Source organism: Pseudomonas sp. Irchel 3H9, assembly GCF_900187495.1.
Taxonomy (GTDB): domain Bacteria; phylum Pseudomonadota; class Gammaproteobacteria; order Pseudomonadales; family Pseudomonadaceae; genus Aquipseudomonas; species Aquipseudomonas sivasensis.
In genome coordinates, this window is record NZ_FYDK01000003.1 from 57,837 (window position 1) to 81,958 (window position 24,122).

Consider the following 24,122-nt stretch of genomic DNA (forward strand, 5'->3'; position numbering starts at 1 on the left):
TAACTCCTAACGTAGGTTAGATGCCGCCAAAATCACTGCTAAATGATGGGTGGCGGCTGTAACGCAGACCAGGTGCAGTCGGAAATGTGTAATGCCACATTGACCAGCCTCGCCAACTCTGCGGGCGCGGCCTAATTCTGATCCTAGACAGCACGGATCTAGCGCACATGAAAGGTCACCGCAATCGCCAACCTTTAAAGTCAGACTATACGCATGCCTTAGGCCAAGTCGCGCTTTGCTTCTCGATCTGTGAATGGAACGTGGTTTTGAGATGCAAGAGAATTAGCCCGGGGGCACTACAGAAGATCGTGGGCGAAGAATTCACTGCGGGGCAAATTGCGAAACTCAAAGGGCGCAAAATCAGTACAACCACGGTACAGTACTCAGCTTGAGCAACCTTTTCAAAATTACGCTTAACACCACGTACTACGGGGCCTCCAGCTATTCCAACCTACGTTCACCTACGAACGATTTCTCTAGGCATATCAGCTCGCCCAGCAACTCATAATCCTTTGGTCCACGGTTCAAGTCCGTGTGGGCCCACCAACTCCAAAGCCGCGCATTGCGCGGCTTTTGTGTGTCTGAAGACCCACTCTCAGTGTCCGGACTGTCCACACAACGTCCGCCGCCCCACTTCGCAAACAACTGCCCAATATCCCTGGTTGCTTTGAACTCAAGCGCATTAACGCACGGGTCAAACAGGAACAATGTCGCCTGCCCTCCTACTTGGCCCTTGAACCGAATATGCGACTCCAGCGCAAACGTCGTACCTCGCGCCTGCAAGCGTTCCGCCAGTACGTGCCAATCTTCACAGCCCAATACCACGCCGAAATACGGCACGGGGACATCGTGGACGTCGACGGCATTGGTGTGGGCCGCGTCCTGGAAGGCGGTTTTCGGATGTTCGGGGATGACCAATGGGTGGCCGAAGAAACTACTGACTGTGGCTGGAGCGCTCGCCCCAAGTAAGAATAATCCCGCTGGGCGGCCTGACGTTTTACCGAGAGGTCATCCTACTGAGTCGCTATAGCCAACGGCACTTACCAGTGCCACAACTGTTTGCCCGCTGCCTGCTGGACGATTCAAGCCTGTAACATGCGTTTCCATTGCAGCCCGTCACGGAGCCTCCCTTGCCTGTCCTCGATGAAATCGATCGCCAACTGATCGCCGCCTTGCAGATCAACGCCCGCGAAAGCGTAGCCATGCTTGCGCGGCAGTTGGGCATCGCGCGCACCACGGTGACCTCCCGCCTGGCGCGCCTGGAGAAAACCCAAGTGATCACCGGTTATGGCGTGCGCTTGGGCCAACGGGTGGCAGACGGTGGTTTGCAGGCCTACGTGGGCATCACTGTGCAACCTCGCTCAGGCAAAGAAGTGTTGCGCAGGCTGAGTGCCATGGCTCAGGTGCAACAGTTGTGCGCGGTGAGCGGCGAGTTTGATTACGTGGCTTGGCTACGGACGGATTCGCCGGAGCAACTGGATCAGTTACTGGACCAGATCGGCAGTGTCGATGGTGTAGAGAAAACCACCACCTCGATCATCCTCAGTAACAAATTGGATCGCGGACAACCAATATGACCAGCAACCTCGTCACTTCGACTGAAAACAATTCATTCCGACGACACATTGCGTCTTATTAACGAGCGCAACGCTCCCTAAACTGGCTGCCATCTTTTCCTATACTCAGCGGGTCGTGCCCCGCCGGGTATCCAGCCAGGTCAGCCATGAATACGTCGAACAAAAAAAGTCGCCACCCTGCAGACGGTCAAAAGCCCATCACCATCTTCGGCCCGGATTTTCCGTTTGCCTTTGATGACTGGATCGAGCACCCCGCAGGCCTAGGCAGCATCCCCGCCGCCAACCATGGTGCAGAAGTAGCCATCATCGGCGCAGGTATCGCCGGGCTGGTTGCCGCCTATGAGCTGATGAAGCTGGGCCTCAAACCCGTAGTGTACGAAGCCTCGAAAATGGGTGGCCGTTTGCGCTCCCAGGCTTTCGAAGGTGCCGAAGGCATCATCGCCGAGCTGGGCGGTATGCGCTTCCCGGTGTCGTCCACCGCCTTCTATCACTATGTGGACAAGCTGGGACTGGAAACCAAACCGTTCCCCAACCCACTGACGCCGGCCTCCGGCAGCACCGTGATCGACCTCGAAGGCCAAACCCACTACGCACAAAAGCTGTCCGACTTGCCTGCACTGTTCCAGGAAGTGGCTGACGCCTGGGCCGACGCCCTGGAAGCCGGCTCGCAGTTCGGTGATATCCAGCAAGCCATTCGCGACCGCGACGTACCGCGCCTCAAAGCGCTGTGGAATGAGCTGGTGCCCCTGTGGGACGACCGCACCTTCTACGATTTCGTCGCCACGTCCAAGGCGTTCGCCAAGTTGTCGTTTCATCACCGTGAAGTGTTTGGGCAAGTCGGTTTCGGCACCGGCGGCTGGGACTCGGACTTTCCCAACTCGATGCTGGAAATCTTCCGCGTAGTGATGACCAACTGCGACGACCACCAACACCTGGTGGTCGGTGGCGTGGCCCAAGTGCCAATGGGTATCTGGCGCCATGTACCGGAACGCTGCGCCCACTGGCCGGCCGGCACCAGCCTCAGCTCGTTGCACAGCGGCGCGCCGAGAGCCGGGGTCAAGCGCATTGCACACGCAGCCGATGGCCGTTTCGCGGTGACCGACAACTACGGCGACACCCGTGAATATGCCGCCGTCCTCACCACCTGCCAAAGCTGGCTGCTGACCACCCAAATCGAATGCGATGAAACCCTGTTCTCGCAAAAGATGTGGATGGCCCTGGACCGCACCCGCTACATGCAATCCTCGAAAACCTTCGTGATGGTCGACCGCCCCTTCTGGAAAGACAAAGATCCGGAAACCGGCCGCGACCTCATGAGCATGACCCTCACCGACCGCCTCACCCGCGGCACTTACCTGTTCGACAACGGCGACGACAAACCAGGGGTGATCTGCTTGTCGTACTCGTGGATGAGCGACGCGCTGAAAATGCTTCCGCAGCCTATCGAAAAGCGGGTAAAGCTGGCCCTGGATGCCTTGAACAAGATCTACCCGAAAGTCGATATCAAGGCGCGCATCATTGGTGATCCGATCACCGTGTCCTGGGAGGCCGACCCGCATTTCCTCGGGGCCTTCAAAGGCGCGCTGCCTGGCCACTATCGTTACAACCAGCGTATGTATGCGCACTTTATGCAGAAGGACATGCCGGCCGAACAGCGTGGGATTTTTATCGCCGGCGACGACGTTTCCTGGACACCTGCCTGGGTGGAAGGCGCAGTACAAACCTCGCTGAACGCGGTGTGGGGCATCATGACCCACTTCGGTGGCAGTACTCACGCCGAGAACCCAGGGCCGGGCGACGTGTTCGATGACATCGGGCCAATCGCCCTGGCCGAATAAGGAGTTACGCCATGCGTGTCGCCCTGTACCAATGCCCGCCGCTGCCACTGGAAGTGGCGGGCAACCTCAAGCGCCTGCGCCAGCTCGCACACGAAGCGACCGGCGCCGATGTGCTAGTGCTGCCGGAGATGTTCCTGACCGGTTACAACATCGGCGCAGAAGCCGTCGGGGCATTGGCCGAAGCGCGGGATGGCGAGTCTGCCCAGACCATTGCCGACATCGCGCAAAGCGCCGGACTGGCCATTTTGTATGGTTATCCTGAGCGGGCCGACGATGGACAGATCTACAACGCCGTGCAGCTGATAGACGCCAACGGCCAGCGCCTCTGCAACTATCGCAAGACCCATCTGTTCGGGGATCTGGACCATTCGATGTTCAGTGCCGGCGACGATGACTTCCCACTGGTGGAGCTCAACGGTTGGAAGCTGGGATTCCTGATTTGCTACGACCTGGAGTTCCCGGAAAACACCCGACGCCTGGCCTTGGCCGGGGCCGAATTAATACTGGTGCCCACCGCCAACATGGTGCCGTTCGATTTCGTTGCCGACGTCACCGTGCGGGCGCGGGCCTTTGAAAACCAGTGCTACGTGGCCTATGCCAACTATTGCGGGCACGAAGGCGAGATTCAGTACTGTGGCCAAAGCAGCATCGCCGCACCGGATGGCCAGCGCATCGCCCAGGCCGGTCTGGATGAAGCCTTGATTGTCGGCACGTTGGATCACCAATCGATCCTCGACGCCCGCGCCGCCAATCACTACCTGCAAGACCGTCGCCCCGAGCTTTACGGCCCGCTGCACAAGCCCTGATCCGATGGGTTTGTTAGCATAGGCACTTGCCCCGTTCTGGAAGTGCCCATGCCTGTCCCGGCCCACCCTTATCCCGTTCATTTGACCCTGGCCAACGGCCTGCGGGTTTGCCTGCGCCATGCGCCACGTTTGAAGCGTTGCGCCGCAGCGTTAAGGGTGGCTGCCGGCAGCCATGACGTACCGTTGGCTTGGCCGGGTCTGGCGCATTTTCTTGAGCATTTGTTGTTTCTCGGCACCGAGCGGTTTCCCAGCGGCGAAGGGTTGATGGCCTACGTACAACGTCACGGTGGCCAAGTGAATGCCAGCACCCGCGAACGCACCACGGACTTCTTCTTTGAACTGCCCGTTCCGACCTTTGCAGAAGGGCTTGAGCGGCTGGCAGACATGCTGACCCATCCGCGCCTGACGCTGGAGGATCAACTGCGCGAGCGCGAAGTGCTGCACGCAGAGTTTGTCGCCTGGTCTCAAGATGCCAAGGCTCAGCAACAGGTGGCGCTGTTCGAAGGCTTGGCGGCGGATCATCCGTTGCGTGGTTTTCATGCCGGCAACCGCGACAGCCTGCCGGTGGAGCGCGAGGCGTTTCAACAAGCCTTGCGGGAATTCCACACACATTTCTATCAGAGCGGGCAGATGACTTTGAGCCTTGCCGGTCCGCAGTCGCTGCAAGAGCTGGAAGCCCTGGCGCAGCAGTTCAGTGTGCAACTGGTCTCTGGCCCGCAACATCCGCAGGCGTCGCCACCGGCCCTGATGCAAGGCCAGGCTCGGCGGTATCAGCACACCGAAGGCGGCCACCTGCACCACGTCATCACTTGTGACGTACCCCGCGAAGCACTGGATTTCCTCTGCACTTGGCTAAACGCCTCTGCACCGGGCGGGCTGCTCGCTGAGTTGAAAGCACGGCAATTGGTCAGCGCACTGCAGGCGTCAGTGCTGTACCACGCGGCCGGACAAGCAGTGCTGGATATCGACTTTACGCTCGGGACCGCAGACAAACCGGCGACACACATTGAGGCACTGTTGCACGACTGGCTGAGCTTTTTCTCACACAGCGACTGGACTCCGCTGCGCGAAGAGTTCGCGCTGCTGAACGGGCGACAACAACAGATCCAGGGCGCCCTGGCATTGGCCCGAAACGACAGCGACGATCTGGGTGAACAAGGCATCGCCGCGCTCAAGGCCCTGTTTGAATCACTGCAACTACCGCCCGCCGAACATCGCTGGCAACTCCCATCGAACAATCCGTTCCTGCGCCCACCGGTCAAGCAAGAGCGCGCAGGCCTGATCCGCGGCCAAACCAGCGCCCACCGAGGGCTGCGAACCTTTGCCCAGGATCGCTCGCGGGGTCGCCGGGAGGTAGCGGCGCTAACATTCAGCCAGGCCTTGGCGGATGACAGCGACGAAGGCGCGCTGTACCTGCAATGGCGGTTTGGCTCGCCAGTTGCCACCGGGGTGGAAAGCAGCTTGCAGCCCTTGCTTGAAAATGCACGTCAGGCGGGTGTTGAAGTGTCCTTTGAAGCCACCGGTAGTGACTGGCTGGTGAAAATGACCGGCCTGCACGAGCCCATGCCGGCCGTGCTGGAGGTCTTGGCGCAAAGCCTGAATCAGCCGCAAGAAGCTGTCATCGCGCCACCTCCCATGATCCCAATCCGAGCGTTGCTCAAAGCGCTGCCCTCGTGCTGCGCCGCTGGTAATGTCGACCCCCACGAGCAGCCTCCATCCTGGGCGACCGCACGCTGGCATGGCCTGGGCCTGGGTTTACCCATTGCAACTCAAGCGTTGATCAAAGCGGCCGCCGCCCGTCTGCCTGGGCAACCTGCCCACATCGAACAAACACTGCAAAACCTCAGTGGTCAACGCGTGTGGCATGAGATAAAAACCAGCTCCACCGAAGCCGCCTTGCTGCTGTTTTGCCCGACCCCAAGCCAATCCCTGGACGATGAAGCGTCGTGGCGACTGCTTGGACACCTGCTCCAAGCTCCTTTCTACCAACGCCTGCGGGTTAAGTTGCAGTTGGGCTACGCAGTATTCAGCGCAGTCCGACAGATAAACGGGCAAACCGGCCTGTTGTTTGGCGTGCAGTCTCCCAGCGTGTCCCTGGAAGGCATCGTTGAGCACCTGGAAACTTTCCTGGCCCAACTGCCAGCGTTGGTCGGCAGTTTCGAAGATCTGGGCAACCTTGCCCTGGCTCAACAGTTTTCACATCAGGCGTTGCCGGTCGCCCAAGCTGCCGAGCTGCTGTGGCACGCACACTTGGCCGGCCATCCGTCGGGTTATCTCACGCACATTCAGCAACTGATCCACAGCGTTAGCCGTGAAGACCTGCTGCTGGCCGCCCAGCAATTGAATGACGCCCTAGGTGGCTGGCGCTACGTAGCCAACGGCCCGGAGACGTTGAGCGCCTGAACGCCTGCAGGCTGATCATTGCCAACCCTGCAACAGGCTTTTTCCACCAAGACAGCGCTAACCTGACAAGAATTGAGTAACATTCCTACGCACACATCTGAACATCTCCGACTGGAGGTGGACTATATGTATTACTTGGTAGTAAACGTCCCATCACTTCGTAGGAGTAAGAATATGACTTGGTCCAAACCTGCTTACACTGATCTGCGCATCGGTTTCGAAGTCACCATGTACTTCGCCAGCCGTTAATCCGCTGGGTAATACAACGCCTCGGTTCGCCCGGGGCGTTTTTGTTTTGAGCTTTGCGTGATGGAGTAACCATGTTCGTCCAGATTCTAGGTTCCGCCGCCGGCGGTGGTTTCCCGCAGTGGAACTGCAACTGCGTGAACTGCGCAGGTTTTCGTGATGGCAGCCTGCGGGCCCAGGCACGTACCCAGTCGTCCATCGCGATCTCCGACGATGGTGTGAATTGGGTGCTGTGCAATGCCTCCCCGGATATTCGCGCACAGCTGCAAGGCTTTGCGCCGATGCAACCGGGCCGTGCCCTGCGCGACACCGGCATCAGTGCGATCATCCTGATGGACAGCCAAATCGACCACACCACGGGCCTCTTGAGCCTGCGCGAAGGCTGCCCGCACCAGGTGTGGTGCACTGACATGGTCCATGAAGACCTGAGCACCGGCTTCCCGCTGTTCACCATGCTCACCCACTGGAACGGCGGTCTGGCCTGGAACCGCATCGAACTGGACGCCAGCTTCACCATCCCGGCCTGCCCGAATCTGCGCTTCACTCCATTGCCACTGCGCAGCGCTGCGCCGCCTTACTCGCCGCACCGTTTCGACCCGCACCCCGGCGATAACATTGGCCTGATCGTTGAAGACCTGCGCACCGGCGGCAAACTGTTCTACGCCCCGGGCCTGGGCAAAGTCGACGCGCCACTGTTGGAGATCATGGCCGGCAGCGACTGCCTGCTGGTAGACGGCACGATGTGGGACGACGATGAAATGCAGCGCCGTGGCGTCGGTACCCGCACCGGTCGCGAGATGGGCCACCTGGCGCAAAACGGCCCCGGCGGCATGCTGGAAGTGCTGGAGCAACTGCCGGAGCAGCGCAAGGTGCTTATCCACATCAACAACACCAACCCGATCCTCGATGAAGATTCTCCCGAGCGGGCGGAGCTGGTGCGGCGCAATGTCGAAGTGGCTTACGACGGCATGAGCATTGAATTGTAGGAGCAGACGACATGACTGACAGACCGTTGACTACCGCCGAATTCGAAGCCGCCTTGCGCGCCAAGGGCGCCTTCTACCATATCCATCACCCTTACCATGTGGCGATGTACGAAGGCCGTGCCAGCCGCGAACAAATCCAGGGCTGGGTCGCCAACCGTTTCTACTATCAAGTGAACATTCCCCTGAAGGACGCCGCGATTCTGGCCAACTGCCCGGACCGCGAGATCCGTCGCGAGTGGATCCAGCGCTTGCTCGACCACGATGGTGCTCCCGGTGAGGACGGCGGTATCGAAGCCTGGCTTCGACTGGGCGAGGCAGTCGGCCTCGACCCGGACCAACTGCGCTCCCAGGAATTGGTGCTGCCCGGCGTACGGTTTGCGGTGGACGCCTACGTCAACTTCGCCCGTCGCGCCAGTTGGCAGGAGGCCGCCAGCAGCTCGTTGACCGAACTGTTCGCGCCGCAGATCCACCAGTCGCGCCTCGACAGTTGGCCGCAGCATTACCCGTGGATCGACCCAACCGGCTACGAATATTTCCGCACTCGCTTGGGTCAGGCTCGTCGCGATGTGGAGCACGGCCTGGCGATCACCCTGCAGCACTACACCACCCGCGAAGGCCAGGAGCGCATGCTGGAAATTCTCCAGTTCAAACTGGACATCCTGTGGAGCATGCTGGATGCCATGAGCATGGCCTACGAACTCAAACGCCCGCCGTATCACAGCGTGACCGAGCAGCGGGTCTGGCATAAAGGGATCACCCTATGAGCTTTGATCGCAGCAGAACACCGACCTGGCGCCAGGGTTATCGCTACCAGTACGAGCCTGCGCAAAAGGGCCATGTGCTGCTCTACCCAGAGGGCATGATCAAGCTCAATGACAGCGCCGCGTTGATCGGTGGTTTGATCGACGGCGAGCGCGACGTGGCCGCAATCATCGCCGAGTTGGATAAACAATTCCCAGGTGTGCCTGAGCTCGGTGACGACATCGAGCAATTCATGGAGGTCGCCCGTGCTGAGCACTGGATCACCCTTGCCTGAAAAGCCGGCCATTGGCCTGCCGCTGTGGCTGCTGGCCGAGCTGACTTACCGCTGCCCGCTGCAGTGCCCGTATTGCTCCAACCCGCTGGACTTTGCCGAGCAGGGCAAGGAACTGAGCACCGAGCAGTGGATCAAGGTATTTCGCGAAGCCCGGGAAATGGGCGCCGCGCAGCTGGGGTTTTCCGGCGGTGAACCGCTGGTGCGTCAGGACTTGGCCGAGTTGATCGCCGAGGCTCGCAAACTGGGGTTCTACACCAACCTGATCACTTCCGGCATCGGCCTCACCGAGCAGAAGATCAGCGACTTCAAGAAGGCCGGCCTGGACCATATCCAGATCAGCTTCCAGGCCAGCGACGAACAGGTCAATAACCTGCTGGCCGGCTCGAAAAAAGCCTTCGCGCAAAAATTGGAAATGGCTCGTGCGGTGAAAGCCCACGGCTATCCGATGGTGCTGAACTTCGTCACCCATCGGCACAATATTGACAAGATCGACCGCATCATCGAGTTGTGCATCGCGCTGGAAGCGGACTTTGTTGAGCTCGCGACCTGCCAGTTCTACGGCTGGGCGCAGCTCAATCGTGTTGGGCTGTTGCCAACCAAGGAGCAGTTGGTGCGCGCCGAGCGCATCACCAACGAATACCGCGCCAAGCTCGAAGCCGAAGGCCATCCGTGCAAGCTGATCTTCGTGACGCCGGATTACTACGAAGAACGCCCAAAAGCCTGCATGAACGGTTGGGGCAGTATCTTTCTTACAGTCACGCCAGACGGCACCGCCCTGCCCTGCCACGGCGCCCGACAGATGCCGGTGCAGTTTCCGAATGTGCGCGACCACAGCATGCAACACATCTGGTACGACTCGTTTGGCTTCAACCGCTTTCGCGGCTACGACTGGATGCCCGAGCCATGCCGTTCATGCGATGAAAAGGAAAAGGACTTCGGCGGCTGCCGTTGCCAGGCCTTCATGCTCACGGGGGATGCGAGCAACGCCGACCCGGTGTGCAGCAAGTCCGAGCAGCACGGCATCATCCTGCAAGCGCGGGAAGAGGCCGAACACGCCACCCAGACCATCGAGCAACTGGCCTTTCGCAATGAGCGCAATTCACGGCTCATCGCAAAAGGCTAACAGCCTCAGCGCTTGGCGATGATGTACACCGCGTGGATGATCCCAGGGAAGTAACCGCACAACGTCAGCAGAATATTCAGCCAGAACGCGCCGCCGAAGCCTACTTGCAGAAACACACCCAGTGGCGGCAGCAGAATGGCGATGATGATACGAATGATGTCCATGGGTCAGCTCCAAAAAATCGGCTCGTGTGAGCCGTGTAGCTAATCGACCTTTGCCATTCGTGAGGGTTCAGTGAATTCTGGCATTGAGCCATCCTGTAACGAGCAGGCAAAAAAACGCCCCCAGCCAAAAGAATCAGGCTGGAGGCGCCGCGTATACCGCGAGACGGTTCAGAAAAATGGGGTTAAACAGCGATGCCCTTGCGGCATTGCAGCTGTGCGGTACGCACGCGGGAGAACGCGCGAGCAAGGCGCAGGAGCATTTCGTCAATGTTGCTTTTGCTCACCGTCAGCGCTGGCGTGAAGCGTAGGCAGTCAGGTTGCGGGGCGTTGAGGATCAGGCCTTCTTGCAGTGCGGCGCTTACTACGGCATCGGCAGAATCATCCGACAACGTCAGCCCCCACATCAGGCCCTGGCCGCGCAGTTGGCCGTGGTCGTAGCGATAGGCCAGACGGGTGAGGCCTTCGCCAAGATAAAGGCCGGACTCGCGCACATGCTCAAGAAAGCCATGCTCCAGCACGGTATCGAGTACCGCCGCGCCGGCTGACGCCATCAACGCATTGCCGTGATGCGTGCCTTCCAATTCACCTACTTCGAAACAACACGCCTTGCCACGTGCCAGCAGCGCCGCCAGGGGCACGCCGCCGCCCAGACCTTTGCCAAGGGTGATGATGTCAGCGCGTACACCGTACTGTTGTTCAGCCAGCAACGTGCCATAACGACCGAGGCCTGTCTGCACTTCGTCAAGGATCAGCAGGATCCCCAGTTCACGGCACAAGCGCTCAACGCCCTTGAGGTAGCGCTCCGTCGCAGGGGTTACGCCGGCACCCTGGATCGGTTCGAGCATGATGGCTACGGTTTGAGCATCGACAGCAGCGTGCAGCGCCGGCAGGTCGTTGAAAGGCACATGGCTGAAACCAGGCAATTGCGGTTCGAAACGGTTTTCCAAAGTAGCGGCCGATGCAGCCAGCGCCGCGAAACTGCGGCCATGGCAACCGTTGCTGGCACTGATGATGCGGTACGCGCCACCACGATGCAGCTGACCCCATTTGCGCGCCAGCTTGATCGCCGCTTCACAGGCTTCCGCGCCACTGTTGAGCAGATAAGCCTGGTCGCTGCCGGTACGGTGACACAAACGGTCGACGAGGTTGAGTTGGGCACGGTTATGCAGACCCACGCCGGGGTTGATCAACGCTTGGGTCTGGTCACTCAGCGCTTTGATCAACACCTGGGGGCTATGGCCGAGGCTATTGGCGCCATTGCCTTGGCTGAAGTCCAGGTAAGCGCGGTCGTCGCTGTCCCACAACCAGGAACCTTGGCCACGCACGAAGACTTGCGGCGGCCTCGCCACCGTGGGCATCAAGGATTCGCTGGACGGATCATCGTGCTGCGTATCCAAGACCAAATCGTCCAGGCTAGGCGCGGGGCGGCGAATAGAGAACAAGTTCACAGATCCCCCCCGATAGCAACCGAGCAAGCCGCGAAGACTGCCTGTGAATTTTTTGAGTTGCCTATGTAAACGCTATCAACACAAACACTGTTCATTGCCTGATCTGGCCCTGTAAGCCCTGCGAATAGGCGCTAGACTAGGCGCCTAAAGGGCTAACAGCCATTTCGATTTTTCAGCTTTTTCGATAAGAAAGACTTATGGATTTCAAGCAACTGCGTTATTTCGTCGCGGTGTATGAAGAGGGCCATGTAGGCCGTGCCGCCGAACGTCTGTCGATTTCCCAACCAGCGTTGTCGCAACAGATTCGCCAACTGGAGCAGAACCTGGATGTGAGCCTGTTCGAGCGCAGCAGCAAACGTCTACTGCCAACCCTGGCCGCTCACACGCTGTACAACCACGCGTTGCCGTTGATAGATGGCATGCAGCAAGCCGTCGAAGCGCTGCGCAACTTCAAGGGCCAGGCCCTGCGCACCTTGGCTATCGGCGTGCTGCAAACCGTGCACACCAGCCTGGTGCCGCAGATGCTTGAGCGCGTACGCAAGGCCCAGCCGCATCTGGTGGTGCAGATTTACGAATTGACCGGGCTTGAGATTGAACGGCGCCTGCTCAATGGTTCGCTGGACATCGGCATCAGTTACCTGCCACCCCGTCAGCCGGGATTACATGGCGTGCTGCTGTATGAAGATGAGTTGAAAGTGGTCATTCCGGACGATCATCCCCTGCGCGAATTCAAGAAAGTCTCGCTGAAACAGGCGGCCGAGTTGCCGATGTTGTTGCTGGGGGAAGAGTTTCAAATCAGGCAGATCTGGCAGGGCCAACTCGCCAACCTTGGGCGACGGCCACAAGTCCAGGCTGAGCTCAACACCATGGTGGGGATTCTCGACAGCCTGCCCCATACCAAACTGGCAACGGTGCTGCCGGGGCGCTCCCAGGACGAACACAACAGCCAGATGCTGCTGTGGAAACCCTTGAGTGAACCGAGGGTGCCGCTGAAAGTAGGCTTGGTGTGCCGTGACGTGCAGCGCCAGCAAGCAACAGTGGCGCTGCTGCGCACCTTGCTTGAAGACGTGATGAATGCCCCGCAGGCGCCGGCCTGACTTTTTCGCGGGCAAAAGAAAACCCCGCCGAAGCGGGGCTTTGCAGACTGTTTCCCTGACATCCATTTCACTCCGCCGTCCTGGCAGAATCCTACGTGTCCGTGTTGTTTCTTTGCGCTTCCTGCGCGACGTCCATGTGAAGTAGATTATCCGTGGATCCAATTTGGCGATAGAGGACGAATAGCAGCACGTCATGTAAGAGAATGCTTACACGCCCTCGCCCCCCCTTAAAACAGTGCCTCATCCATCAAAAACAGTGATTCGCTACCGGCCTTTACCGACGCACTCAGCGAGTGAATACGCGGCAGCAGACGCGCAAAGTAGAAGCGCGCGGTCCCCAGCTTGCTGGCGTAGAAGTCTTCTTCAGCCTCTTTGCCCAACGCGGCCTTGGCCATACGCGCCCACATGTAGGCGTAGGCCATGTATCCAAACGCATGCAAATACTCCACTGAGGCCGCACCGATTTCGTTCGGGTTGGTCTTGGCGCGATCCAGCACCCAGGCCGTCAACTCATCGAGGTTGTCCACCGCCGCACTCAGCGGTTTGGTGAACTCAGCCAGGTCGGCGTTCGAGTGAGCAATGAACTGGCGGATCTCGTCGGCAAACAAGGTGTAGAACGCCCCGCCGCTGCCCACGATCTTGCGCCCCATCAAGTCCAGGGCCTGAATGCCGTTGGTGCCTTCGTAGATCTGGGTGATGCGCACATCACGCACTAATTGCTCTTGGCCCCACTCGCGGATGTACCCGTGGCCACCAAACACCTGCTGGCCGAGCACCGTGGTTTCCAGGCCCAGGTCGCTGAGGAACGCTTTGGCCACCGGCGTCAGCAATGCCACCAGGTTATCCGCACGCTCACGGGCTGCGGCGTCTTCGCTGAACTTTGCGATATCCAGCTGCGTTGCCACGTAGGTGGAGAACGCGCGGCCGCCTTCGTTCGCAGCTTTCATGGTCAGCAGCATGCGGCGCACGTCCGGATGGACGATGATCGGGTCAGCGGCTTTGTCTTTCGCCTGAGCGCCTGTCGGTGAGCGGCTTTGCAGACGATCACGCGCATACTCAATCGCGTTCTGATAGGAACGCTCGCCGGACGCCAGGCCCTGAATACCCACACCCAGACGCTCGTAGTTCATCATGGTGAACATCGCCGCCAGCCCACGGTTAGGCTCGCCCACCAGGTAACCCACGGCTTCGTCGAAGTTCATCACGCAAGTAGCGGACGCCTGGATACCCATCTTGTGTTCAATGGAACCACAGCTCACCAGGTTGCGCGCGCCGAGGCTGCCGTCGGCATTGACCATGAACTTGGGCACCAGGAACAGCGAGATCCCCTTAGGCCCGGCCGGCGCATCCGGCAGCTTGGCCAAGACCAGATGGATAATGTTTTCGGTGAGGTCGTGCTCGCCACCGGTGATAAAGATCTTGGTCCCGCTGATTTTGTAGGAGCCGTCCGTCTGAGGTTCGGCCTTGGTCCGGATAATCCCCAAGTCTGTGCCGGCATGGGCCTCGGTCAGGCACATGGAACCGGCCCATTCACCGGAATACATCTTCGGCAGGTAGGCAGCCTTGAGCTCTTCGCTGGCGTGGGTGTTGATCGATACGCACGCACCAGACGTCAACATCGGATACAGGCCAAACGCCAGGCTCGACGAGTTGATCATCTCTTCAACCTGGGCCGACACCGCCTTGGGCATGCCCATACCGCCAAACACCGGATCGCCGCCGACACCGACCCAGCCGCCTTCAGCGTAGGTTTTGTAGGCCTGTGGATAACCGTCCGGGGTAAACACCGCGGTGTTATCCCAGCGGCAGCCTTGCTCATCGCCACCGCGACTCAGCGGGGCGATGGATTTGGCGGTGACTTTGCCGGCTTCCTCGAGGATCGCCTCGACAGTTTCGGCGTCAACGCTGTCTGCCAATGCCGGCAATTGGGCCCATGTATTGGCGACCTCAAAAACTTCGTTGAGGACGAAGCGCATATCACGCAGCGGCGCTTTGTAATCAGCCATGGCAAACCTCGTGAGAACGGGAAAAGTGATTCGATAGGATCGGTTTTACAGGCTCCGAGTGTACCCGAACAACTTTTCAGACACATAGGGTCCACTTGTGACTGATTGGTATTTTTAAGTCACTACAGTGCAAATGCCTCCGCTGGCAGACTCATCAGGCATTCGCTGCCGGCTTGCACAGCGGCGCGGTGGGTTGTGGTACGCGGCAGCAGACGCTTGAAGTAGAACTCGCACGTGGCCAGCTTGGCCTTGGCAAACTCGACATCGTCATGGGCCTGCGCCGCAATCGCCATGCGCAGCCACAGGTAGGCAAGGACGATGTAACCGCTGTACATCAAGTAATCCACGGCAGCGGCGCCCACTTCGTCGGGATTTTTCATCGCGGCCATGCCGACCTGGGTGGTCAACTCGCCCCACTCCTGGTTCAACTGATTGAGCTGCGCCACATAGGCCTTGAACTGCGGATGTTCGGCATTCGCGGCGCAGAACTTATGCACAATCTTGGTAAACCCGCGCAGCAACTTGCCCTGGCTGCCCAGCACCTTGCGCCCCAGCAGGTCGAGTGCCTGAATGCCGTTAGTGCCTTCATAGATCGGCGCAATCCGCGCATCGCGAGCCAACTGCTCCATGCCCCATTCGCGGATATAGCCATGGCCGCCAAATACCTGCATGCCGTGGTTGGTCACTTCCAGCCCGGTGTCGGTCATAAAGGCTTTGCAGATCGGCGTGAGGAACGCCAGCAGGTCTTCGGCTTCCTGGCGTTGAGCGGCGTCGCTGCTCAGGTGTGCAGTGTCGAGTAATTGCGCGGTGAAGTAGGTCAGCGCGCGATTGCCTTCGTTGAAGGCTTTCATGGTCAGCAGCATACGACGCACATCGGGGTGCACGATGATCGGGTCGGCGGCTTTGTTCGGCGCCTTGGCGCCAGTCAGGGAGCGCATTTGCAGGCGGTCGTTGGCGTATTTGATCGCGCCCTGGAAGCTCGCCTCGCCGTTGCACAGGCCCTGCATGCCGGTACCCAGCCGCGCGTGGTTCATCATGGTGAACATGCAATTGAGGCCTTTATTGGCCTCTCCAATCAAAAAACCCTTGGCGCCGTCGAAGTTCAGCACGCAGGTGGCCGAGGCCTTGATGCCCATCTTGTGCTCGATGGAGCCGCAGTGCACCGCGTTGCGTTCGCCGGAGTCAGCGTGGAACTTGGGCACGATAAACAGCGAGATACCTTTGGTGCCCGCGGGTGCATCCGGCAGTTTGGCCAACACCAGGTGGATGATGTTGGCGCTCATGTCGTGCTCACCGGCCGAGATGAAGATCTTGCTGCCGGTGATCGCATAGCTGCCATCGGCCTGGGGCACGGCGCGGGTCTTGATCAGGCCCAGGTCGGTGCCGCAATGGGCTTCGGTGAGGCACATGGTGCCGGTCCATTCGCCTGCGGTGAGTTTGCCCAGGAACGTGGCCTTCTGCTCTTCCGTCCCGTGGGCGTGGATCGCCGACATCGCGCCGTGAGTCAGGCCCGGATACATGCCCCATGAGGTGTTGCTGGAGCCGATCATCTCGCTGAGCACCAGGCCCAACGATTGCGGCAAGCCCTGGCCGCCGTAGGCCGGATCCGACGCCACACCGTGCCAACCGCCTTCGACGTATTGGGCGAAGGCTTCCTTGAAGCCCTTGGGCGTGGTCACGACGCCATTGTCGAAATGGCAGCCCTCTTCATCACCGCTGCGGTTGAGTGGCGAGAGCACGTTCTCGCAGAATTTGGCGCCCTCTTCGAGGATAGCGCTGACCATGTCCGGGCTGGCGTCGGTTGCGCCCAGCGTGGCGTAGTGACCGTGGAAATCAAATACGTTGTCGATCAGAAAGCGCATGTCGCGCAGGGGAGCTTTGTACTCAGGCATGGTCATGTCTCCGGCAGCAGATGGTCTCAACCTACTGCTGGCCAGCGTCGCAAACAATCACTGTAGAACCGCTGAATACACCGCCATTACTTAACCGGCAGCGCTGTCCATACGCACCGCGCCACGGCGCGTCTGCCCGGCGGCGATCACGCAGTTACGCCCGGCGCCCTTGGCCGCATACAGCGCCTGGTCGGCGGACTTGAGGACTTCTTCGGAGCTGCGCTGCTCGGCCTGGCGTTCGGCCACGCCGATACTGACCGTCACCGACACACTCGTCGCGCCGCTGCCCGCCCGGCGCTGACGGCCTTGTTGATCATCCTGGGGACGGTCCGCGTTGCGCAGCTTAATGTCATAGTTGGCGATAATTTCGCGGATTTCCTCTAGGTGCGGCATGCACTCATCCAGGGTTTTGCCGGCAAACACCACGGCGAACTCTTCACCGCCGTAGCGGTAGGCGCGTCCACCGCCATTGACCTTGGACAACTTGCTCGCCACCAGGCGCAGCACTTGGTCACCCACATCGTGACCATGGGTGTCATTGAAACGTTTGAAGTGGTCGACGTCGGTCATCGCCAACACATAGTTGCGCCCCAGCCGCTGCATGCGCTCGTTGAGGGCGCGGCGTCCCGGCAGGCCGGTCAGCTCATCGCGGAACGCCATTTGATAGGCCTCATGGGCCACGCCGGCCGCGATCATCAACATCACCTGGCTGCACATGATGTTCAGGGTGAACGGCAGGATGAAGGTTTTCGGCAGCATCCAGAACAGCCCCAGCAACCCCACCAATTGCGCCGCATGCAGCGGGCGCGGCTGGTACCAGTATTGGGCGGCGAGGGTGAGAAAACCGACCAGGAACATCGGATACGACAACTGGATCAGGCTCATCCAGGTCCCGTGCAGCGCCGGCCAGCGAATCTCCGCCAGCCAGTTCAACACCGCTTGGGGATAACTTTGCTCCAGGGCCAGCGCCACGCTGCCTATCGCCAGTACCACAGCGCAACGGGCCACGAAGTCGCGGAACAGATGGGTTTTCTCCTGCCACAGCGCGTAGATGCTGAACAGCAGCGGCAACAGCAGGCAACACAGATGAAACACCACGGCAGCGTCTTCGCGCACGCGGCCGTTGTCGCGATAGAAATCGGTCTGGGTATCGAGCAGGAAGTAGGCGATGTACACCGTGATCATCAAAAACAGCTCACGCTGGCGCCGATACACAGCGCAGTACGAACCGCCGAGCAACAGCACCAAGGTTGGCAACACATTGAACAGTGACGTGAAGAAGACGTTGAGGTCCTTGACGTACGCAGCCGAAAGCCCGGCCAGCAAGAGCAGCAACGAAGGGAGGAAATGACTGAAACGAACAGCGGACACGCGTGACAAGGGTAGAACTCCGACCCGCAAAAATGATGGCTATGTGCCTTAGCGCGGACAGTTAAGCACACCCTGCCTGTCACGTATCACATTGCCATCACTGTAACGGCAGGCGGCGACAATCCCTGAGCGCTGCGCTGTGTTTTTTATCGCCCATAAAAAACCGCCGCTTCCAAGGGAAGCGGCGGTTCAGGGAAACCCGGTGAGGCTTAGTAAGCCAGGCCGAAGTCTTCCTCTTTCATGTCCATCAGGTTGTTGGCGCCCGACAGCATGGTGGCTTTGTGCGCCAAAGTACGCGGCAGAATGCGTTGGAAGTAGAAGCGCGCAGTCTGCAACTTGGCGGTGTAGAACGCCTCTTCGGTCGTGCCGGCAGCCAGTTTTTCGGCCGCCAGGCGTGCCATGTCGGCCCAGAAGTAAGCCAGGCAGGCGTAACCGGAATACATCAGGTAATCCACCGAAGCGGCACCGACTTCCTCACGGTCTTTCATCGCGGCCATGCCGACCTTCATGGTCAACTCGCCCCACTCTTTGTTCAGTGCAGCCAGCGGTGTAACGAACTCCTGAACGGCCGCGTTACCTTCATTGGCCTGGCAGAACTTGTGCACGATCTTGGTGAAGCCCTTGAGCGCCTCGCCTTGGGTCATCAGCACTTTACGGCCGAGCAGGTCCAGCGCCTGGATACCGGTGGTGCCTTCGTACAGCATCGAAATGCGGCTGTCGCGCACGTTCTGCTCCATGCCCCACTCAGCGATGAAGCCGTGACCGCCGTAGATCTGCACGCCATGGTTGGCCGATTCAAAACCGACTTCGGTCATGAATGCCTTGGCGATTGGCGTCATGAAAGCCAGCAGGCCATCGGCCTGTTTCTTGGCTTCGTCATCGGTGCCGTACTTGACGATATCCACTTGCTTGGCCGTGAAGTACACCATTGCGCGATTACCTTCGGCGAAGGCTTTCATGGTCAGCAACATGCGGCGCACGTCTGGGTGCACGATGATCGGGTCAGCGGCCTTGTCCGGTGCTTTCGGGCCGGTGAGGGAGCGCATTTGCAGGCGATCGCGGGCGTATTTCAGGCCGCCCTGGAAGCCGATCTCGGCATGGGCCAGGCCTTGCAGCGCGGTGCCCAGGCGAGCGGTGTTCATAAAGGTGAACATGCAGTTCAGGCCTTTGTTCGCCGGGCCGATCAGGAAACCGGTGGCCGCGTCGAAGTTCATCACGCAGGTGGCGTTGCCGTGGATACCCATCTTGTGTTCCAGGGAACCACAGGTCACCGCGTTGCGCTCACCCACCGAACCGTCGGCGTTAGGCATGAACTTGGGCACGATAAACAGCGATATGCCTTTAGTGCCGGCCGGTGCGTCCGGCAGGCGGGCCAATACGATGTGGACGATGTTGTCGGCCATGTCGTGTTCACCGGCCGAGATGAAGATCTTGGTACCGGAGACTTTGTAGGAGCCGTCGGCCTGAGGCTCGGCCTTGGTGCGCAGCATGCCCAGGTCGGTGCCGCAGTGTGGCTCGGTCAGGCACATGGTGCCGGTCCATTCGCCCGATACCAGCTTGGTCAGGTAGGCCTCTTGCTGCTCGGGGGTGCCGTGCTCGGAGATGGTGTTCATCGCACCATGGGACAGGCCTGGGTACATGCCCCACGACCAGTTGGCTTCGCCGACCATTTCGCTCACGGCCAGACCCAGGGATTCCGGCAGGCCTTGGCCGCCGTGCTCCACGTCGTGGGCCAGGCTAGGCCAGCCGCCTTCGACGAATTGTTTGTAGGCTTCTTTGAAACCCGTCGGCGTCTTAACGCCTGACTCACTCCAGGTGCACCCTTCGATGTCGCCCACGCGGTTCAACGGTGCCAGCACTTGTTCACAGAACTTGGCGCCTTCTTCAAGGATGGCGTCAACCATGTCCGGAGTAGCGTCCTGGCAAGCCGGCAGACTCTGATAGTGCGCTTCATAACCGAGCAGTTCGTCACGAACGAAGCGAATATCACGCAAGGGGGCCTTGTAGTCAGGCATAGCGATAAACCTCTGCTGATGTAGCTGGAATGAACAACCGCGTGGATGTGTTGTGGCGGTCAAACAGGTGTTTGAAACATACGTTTACGACCTGGGGATGTCAAGCGTCGGGCAGATGCCGTCTGTCATGACGCACGTCAACCCAGGCGCAACAAGGCCTGAGGCGAGATGCCACATCGGGGAGAGTGTAGAGAGGGATCAGAATAAAACAGGACAAATGTGGGAGGGGGACGAGCCCCTCTCACATTTCGAGCGCCAGCAGATCAGGCGTAGGTGTCGATCAAGGTGCCGAGCATTTCGTCGGAAGCCTTGGCGACTTTGACGCCTAGCTCCACCTGAAACTTGCCTTCTGCCAGTTCCACCATATTGCTGGCGGAATCGGTCGGCTGGCCACGGTTGATCGCCTGCAAGCGATCATTCTGGGCATCGGAAGGTTGGCTGGTGGCTGCGCTGGCGATCTTGCCAGCGGCCTGGTCGACACGGCTCTGCCCGGACTGAATGGTGTTCAGGCCCGAATAAAACGCGCTGCTTCCAGAGATTTCCATGGCGTAAGCCTGCCTTTAGAGAATCGTGAATGCTGATTGAAGCAGAGAACCTGGCAAAACGCCCGTCAAAAACACTAATGGCATAATGCCTTAGCGATAGCCAAAATCAGTCAAGCAAGTCCAACTGTAAGTATTGCGCCACGGCTTCGGCGCTGGCGTGCTTGAGTTTCGGCACTCGACCCAGGCACGGAGCAGGTAGCCGTTCGGCCAGGGTGGCGAGGTTTTCTTCCAGACGGGAGGTCTTGGGATCGATGATGTTCGCCACCCAGCCCGCCAGCGACAGACCATCCCTTGCGATGGCTTCGGCGGTGAGCAAAGCATGGCTGATACAACCCAGGCGCACGCCTACCACCAAGATCACCGGCAGTTTGAGCCCGATGGCCAGGTCCGACAGATTGGCCTGGTCAGCCAACGGCACGCGCCAGCCACCTGCGCCCTCGATTAAAGTGAAATCCGCTTGCCGCGCCAGAATCTGCTGCATGGGCTTGAGCAGCGATTGCACCGTCAGCGAAACCCCTGCCTCCCTTGCCGCCAAGTGCGGGGCGATGGCGGGCTCGAAAGCCACCGGATTGACCTCGGCATAACTCAACGGCAATGAACATTCGGCCAGCAGCGCCAATGCATCGGCATTGCGCAGGCCCTCGGGGGTTACTGCGCAACCGGAGGCGACAGGTTTACCAGCGGCGGTGCTTTTGCCGGCTTGGCCGGCTGCATGCAGGAGGCCGGCGGCGATGGTGGTCTTGCCGACGTCGGTGTCGGTGCCCGTAATGAAATAAGCGGCGTTCATAGAGGTTTCTCCAGTACGGCGTACACCACTTGATAAGTCGCCGGCAGGCCTTGGGACTGGCGGAATCGCTCATAAGCCTCGACCAGTGCAACAATTCGCGCGCGGCCCGTCAGCCCTCCGGGGCGTCCGGGGTTGAGATTGTGTGCACCAAGAGCCTTCAATTCATGGGTCAGACTGCGCACATCCGGGTAATGCAGCACATGGGGCTGGCGCTCCAGGCTGACCACACGCAGGCCGCTGGCCGCACACAGTTGTTGGTAAGCCTCGAAGGTACGGAAGCGATTGACGTGCACCAGGCCATCGGCGGCGCGCCAGCTTTCGCGCAGTTCGTCCAATGTACCCACACACAAACTGGCAAAGGCCAATACCCCGCCCGGTTGCAGCACGCGATGTGCCTCGCTGAGCACTGCATCGAAGTTGGCACACCATTGCACCGCAAGGCTGGAGAAGATCAGCCCGCAGCTTGCATCGTGCACGGGCAAACGCTCGGCATCTCCCGCGATGAAATGCGCCGCGCCGCCTAAAGGCCGCGCATGGTTGAGCATGCCTTCAGCGATATCCAGCGCCACGCCCTCGCTGGTCGGCAATAACTCACCCAGCACGCGACTGAAATACCCAGTGCCGCATCCCATATCCAGCCAACGTCGTGGCGCGCACGCTGACGGCAGGCGCGACAGCAGTTCATGCCCCACCGCTCGCTGCAGCTCGGCGACACTGTCGTAACTGGCCGCCGCACGGGAAAACGACGCCGCTACCTGGCGCTTGTCCGGCAAGGCACCCGGCAGAGGGGGGTGGGATAAATCAGTCATCAACGCACTCATGCAAAAAAGCCTGGATGGCCCCCGCTACTCCGTGGGGGTCCTCCAGAAGAAAAGCGTGACCGGCCTGTTCAATCAGACCGATTTCAACATCGGGGAGCAGCGTCAGCAGGTCGCTGGCGGCTTCGGCAGGCACCAACCCGTCCATACCGGCAAACAGATGCAACTGCGGGCCGCGATAGGCCAGCAAGGCTTCGCGGGTGTCCAATTGCGCAAGCAGTTCGAGACCGGTCATCAACGCGCCGGACGGCGTCTGCGGCGCGCCGCTGACCAACAAACGCGCCAGCCCGCGAGGGTCTTCAGCACCTTTGGCGCACAACAATCCGAAGCGCTTGAGGGTGACCAGGGAATCGGCGTGGCAGCCGGCGAGGAAGGAATCGAACGTCTGCGCAGGCATCGCACTCGGCCAACCCTCGTGGGCGACAAAACATGGATTGCTCGCCAGGGTCAGCAACCCGCAGCAGCGTTCGCCACGTCGCGCCGCCAATTCCGAGGCCAGCATGCCGCCCAGGGACCAGCCGCCGAGCCAGGCGTTATCCGGCAATGTGGCGTCGAGTTCATCCAGCCATTCGCCGAGATCGCTGGAGTCCAGCACCGGCAACGGCTCGATCTGTACGTGCAAGTGTTCGTCCAGCCCTTGCAATGCGGCGGCCAAAGGTTCCAGCGGCGATACGCCGAGGCCCCAGCCGGGCAGCAATATCAGTCGATCACGCATGGTCGGGCTCCAGGGCGCCTAGCAAGCGGAAACACTCTTCCAATGCGTTTAACAATAGCTGCACCTGCGCCTCGCTGTGGGCCGCCGTCAATGTCACGCGCAAACGGGCGCTGCCGACGGGTACCGTTGGTGGTCGGATCGCGGTGACCATCAAGCCGCGCTCGCGCAGCATCTGGGACAAACGCACGGCTCTGGCGCTGTCGCCGATCAGGATCGGTTGGATCGGCGTAAAGCTGTCCATCAAGTCCAGGCCGAGCTGCTCGGCGCCCTGTCGGAACTGGCGGATCAGGCCATTGAGGTGTTCACGCCGCCAATGCTCGGTGCGCAGCAGCTCCAGGCTTTTCAACGTGGCGCAGGCCAACGCGGGTGGTTGGCTGGTGGTGTAGATATACGGCCGGGCGAACTGGATCAGGCTTTCGATCAATTCTTCACTGCCCGCCACAAACGCGCCGGCGGTGCCGAAGGCTTTGCCCAGGGTGCCGACCAGTACCGGCACGTCTTCCTGACTCAAGCCAAAATGCTCGACGATCCCTGCGCCGTTGGCCCCCAACGGGCCGAAACCATGGGCGTCGTCCACCATCAGCCAGGCGCCTTTGGCCTTGGCTTCACGGGCCAGCGCGGGCAAGTCGGCCAAATCGCCGTCCATGCTGAACACGCCATCGGTGACCACCAACGTATTACCGGTGGCTTTCTCCAGGCGCTTGGCCAGGCTGGCGGCGTCGTTATGCAGGTAGCGATTGAACCGCGCACCGGACAGCAAGCCCGCATCCAGCAAGGACGCGTGATTGAGACGGTCTTGCAGCACCGTATCGCCCTGCCCCACCAGCGCCGTGACTGCGCCCATATTGGCCATGTAGCCCGTGGTAAACAGCAGCGCACGGGGGCGACCGGTCAGGTCAGCCAGGGCCTCTTCCAGTTCATGGTGCGGCGTGGCATGCCCGACCACCAAATGCGATGCGCCACCGCCCACGCCCCAACGGGACGCACCAGCACGCCAGGCTTCGATCACTTGAGGATGATTGGCCAGGCCCAGGTAGTCGTTATTGCAGAAGGCGAGCAACGGTTGGCCGTCGACCACCACTTCAGGGCCTTGGGGGCTCTGCAGCAGTGGCCGCTGACGGTAAAGGTGTTCGGCACGGCGGGCAGCGAGGCGCGCGGATAGATCAAACGACATGCAGGCCTCGGACTAGCAGGATTAACTCGATCAAATTGTAGGAGGAGGCTTGCCCTTGATAGCGGTGGGCCAGTC

The 24,122-nt window shown here is 60.1% G+C and carries 21 protein-coding genes and 2 pseudogenes; 11 read left to right on the forward strand and 12 right to left on the reverse strand.

From position 1 onward, the window contains the following. Window positions 1–633: 633 nt before the first annotated feature. Window positions 634–933 (reverse strand): annotated as a pseudogene (locus CKW32_RS28570) (VOC family protein); the annotation flags it as partial. A gap of 8 nt (window positions 934–941) precedes the next feature. On the opposite strand from CKW32_RS28570, the pseudogene CKW32_RS28575 reads away from it, so the two are divergent. From CKW32_RS28575 to pqqE, 10 genes and pseudogenes are all read left to right on the forward strand, one after another. Next, window positions 942–1,094: pseudogene (locus CKW32_RS28575) on the forward strand (LysR family transcriptional regulator); the annotation flags it as partial. A 36-nt stretch (window positions 1,095–1,130) separates the two neighbouring features. Further along, a complete protein-coding gene (locus CKW32_RS12015; protein WP_032883895.1) occupies window positions 1,131–1,577 on the forward strand; it encodes an Lrp/AsnC family transcriptional regulator in 447 nt (148 codons plus the stop codon). A 146-nt stretch (window positions 1,578–1,723) separates the two neighbouring features. Continuing rightward, complete coding sequence (locus CKW32_RS12020) at window positions 1,724–3,415, forward strand: NAD(P)/FAD-dependent oxidoreductase (protein WP_095185050.1); 1,692 nt, start codon at window positions 1,724–1,726, stop codon at window positions 3,413–3,415. A gap of 11 nt (window positions 3,416–3,426) precedes the next feature. Next, entirely contained in the window at window positions 3,427–4,221 is a 795-nt protein-coding gene (locus CKW32_RS12025; RefSeq protein ID WP_095185051.1) for a carbon-nitrogen hydrolase family protein, read from the forward strand. A gap of 48 nt (window positions 4,222–4,269) precedes the next feature. Then, window positions 4,270–6,624 (forward strand): pyrroloquinoline quinone biosynthesis protein PqqF, encoded by a 2,355-nt coding sequence (gene pqqF, locus CKW32_RS12030; RefSeq protein ID WP_095185052.1) that lies wholly within the window; start codon window positions 4,270–4,272, stop codon window positions 6,622–6,624. A 174-nt stretch (window positions 6,625–6,798) separates the two neighbouring features. Further along, window positions 6,799–6,873 (forward strand): pyrroloquinoline quinone precursor peptide PqqA, encoded by a 75-nt coding sequence (pqqA, locus tag CKW32_RS12035; RefSeq protein ID WP_003194766.1) that lies wholly within the window; start codon window positions 6,799–6,801, stop codon window positions 6,871–6,873. A gap of 71 nt (window positions 6,874–6,944) precedes the next feature. After that, entirely contained in the window at window positions 6,945–7,856 is a 912-nt protein-coding gene (pqqB, locus tag CKW32_RS12040) for a pyrroloquinoline quinone biosynthesis protein PqqB (protein ID WP_032883902.1), read from the forward strand. Window positions 7,857–7,867: 11 nt separating this feature from the next. Beyond that, complete coding sequence (pqqC, locus tag CKW32_RS12045; RefSeq protein WP_095185053.1) at window positions 7,868–8,620, forward strand: pyrroloquinoline-quinone synthase PqqC; 753 nt, start codon at window positions 7,868–7,870, stop codon at window positions 8,618–8,620. After that, window positions 8,617–8,892: a pyrroloquinoline quinone biosynthesis peptide chaperone PqqD gene (gene pqqD / locus CKW32_RS12050; protein ID WP_095185054.1), complete on the forward strand. Its 276-nt coding sequence runs from the start codon at window positions 8,617–8,619 to the stop codon at window positions 8,890–8,892. The genes pqqC and pqqD overlap by 4 nt, the downstream gene beginning before the upstream one ends. Next, window positions 8,885–10,015, forward strand: a complete 1,131-nt coding sequence (gene pqqE / locus CKW32_RS12055) for a pyrroloquinoline quinone biosynthesis protein PqqE (protein WP_095185055.1) — start codon at window positions 8,885–8,887, stop codon at window positions 10,013–10,015. The genes pqqD and pqqE overlap by 8 nt, the downstream gene beginning before the upstream one ends. 5 nt (window positions 10,016–10,020) lie before the next feature. On the opposite strand, the gene CKW32_RS12060 is transcribed toward pqqE, so the two are convergent. Together CKW32_RS12060 and CKW32_RS12065 are read right to left on the reverse strand one after the other, a co-directional pair. Continuing rightward, window positions 10,021–10,179, reverse strand: coding sequence for a YqaE/Pmp3 family membrane protein (locus CKW32_RS12060; protein ID WP_003194776.1), 159 nt, complete (start codon window positions 10,177–10,179; stop codon window positions 10,021–10,023). Between the two features lie 182 nt (window positions 10,180–10,361). Then, window positions 10,362–11,627, reverse strand: coding sequence for an aspartate aminotransferase family protein (locus CKW32_RS12065; RefSeq protein ID WP_095185056.1), 1,266 nt, complete (start codon window positions 11,625–11,627; stop codon window positions 10,362–10,364). A gap of 197 nt (window positions 11,628–11,824) precedes the next feature. On the opposite strand from CKW32_RS12065, the gene CKW32_RS12070 reads away from it, so the two are divergent. After that, the gene (locus CKW32_RS12070; protein WP_032883909.1) at window positions 11,825–12,724 is read left to right on the forward strand and encodes a LysR family transcriptional regulator; all 900 of its coding nucleotides are present in this window, start codon (window positions 11,825–11,827) and stop codon (window positions 12,722–12,724) included. 227 nt (window positions 12,725–12,951) lie between these two features. Here CKW32_RS12070 and CKW32_RS12075 read toward each other — a convergent pair whose 3' ends face one another. The 9 genes from CKW32_RS12075 to bioF form a co-directional block, all read right to left on the reverse strand. Next, window positions 12,952–14,730 (reverse strand): acyl-CoA dehydrogenase C-terminal domain-containing protein, encoded by a 1,779-nt coding sequence (locus CKW32_RS12075; protein ID WP_032883911.1) that lies wholly within the window; start codon window positions 14,728–14,730, stop codon window positions 12,952–12,954. A 122-nt stretch (window positions 14,731–14,852) separates the two neighbouring features. Further along, on the reverse strand, window positions 14,853–16,622 hold the full coding sequence (locus CKW32_RS12080) for an acyl-CoA dehydrogenase C-terminal domain-containing protein (protein WP_095185057.1): 1,770 nt from the start codon (window positions 16,620–16,622) through the stop codon (window positions 14,853–14,855). Window positions 16,623–16,712: 90 nt separating this feature from the next. Then, window positions 16,713–18,002, reverse strand: a complete 1,290-nt coding sequence (locus CKW32_RS12085) for a diguanylate cyclase (RefSeq protein WP_095185058.1) — start codon at window positions 18,000–18,002, stop codon at window positions 16,713–16,715. 200 nt (window positions 18,003–18,202) lie between these two features. Further along, window positions 18,203–20,008 carry a phenylacyl-CoA dehydrogenase gene (locus CKW32_RS12090; protein ID WP_032883916.1) on the reverse strand — a complete coding sequence of 602 codons (1,806 nt, stop codon included), beginning with the start codon at window positions 20,006–20,008 and terminating at the stop codon, window positions 18,203–18,205. A gap of 263 nt (window positions 20,009–20,271) precedes the next feature. Beyond that, window positions 20,272–20,553, reverse strand: a complete 282-nt coding sequence (locus CKW32_RS12095; RefSeq protein WP_032883917.1) for a hypothetical protein — start codon at window positions 20,551–20,553, stop codon at window positions 20,272–20,274. Window positions 20,554–20,659: 106 nt separating this feature from the next. Next, complete coding sequence (bioD, locus tag CKW32_RS12100) at window positions 20,660–21,340, reverse strand: dethiobiotin synthase (protein WP_032883918.1); 681 nt, start codon at window positions 21,338–21,340, stop codon at window positions 20,660–20,662. Continuing rightward, window positions 21,337–22,149 carry a malonyl-ACP O-methyltransferase BioC gene (gene bioC / locus CKW32_RS12105; RefSeq protein WP_095185059.1) on the reverse strand — a complete coding sequence of 271 codons (813 nt, stop codon included), beginning with the start codon at window positions 22,147–22,149 and terminating at the stop codon, window positions 21,337–21,339. The genes bioD and bioC overlap by 4 nt, the downstream gene beginning before the upstream one ends. Further along, window positions 22,142–22,873, reverse strand: coding sequence for an alpha/beta fold hydrolase (locus CKW32_RS12110; protein WP_095185060.1), 732 nt, complete (start codon window positions 22,871–22,873; stop codon window positions 22,142–22,144). Before CKW32_RS12110 ends, bioC begins: the two co-directional genes overlap by 8 nt. Continuing rightward, window positions 22,866–24,047, reverse strand: coding sequence for an 8-amino-7-oxononanoate synthase (bioF, locus tag CKW32_RS12115; protein WP_032883921.1), 1,182 nt, complete (start codon window positions 24,045–24,047; stop codon window positions 22,866–22,868). The genes CKW32_RS12110 and bioF overlap by 8 nt, the downstream gene beginning before the upstream one ends. Window positions 24,048–24,122: the final 75 nt, after the last annotated feature.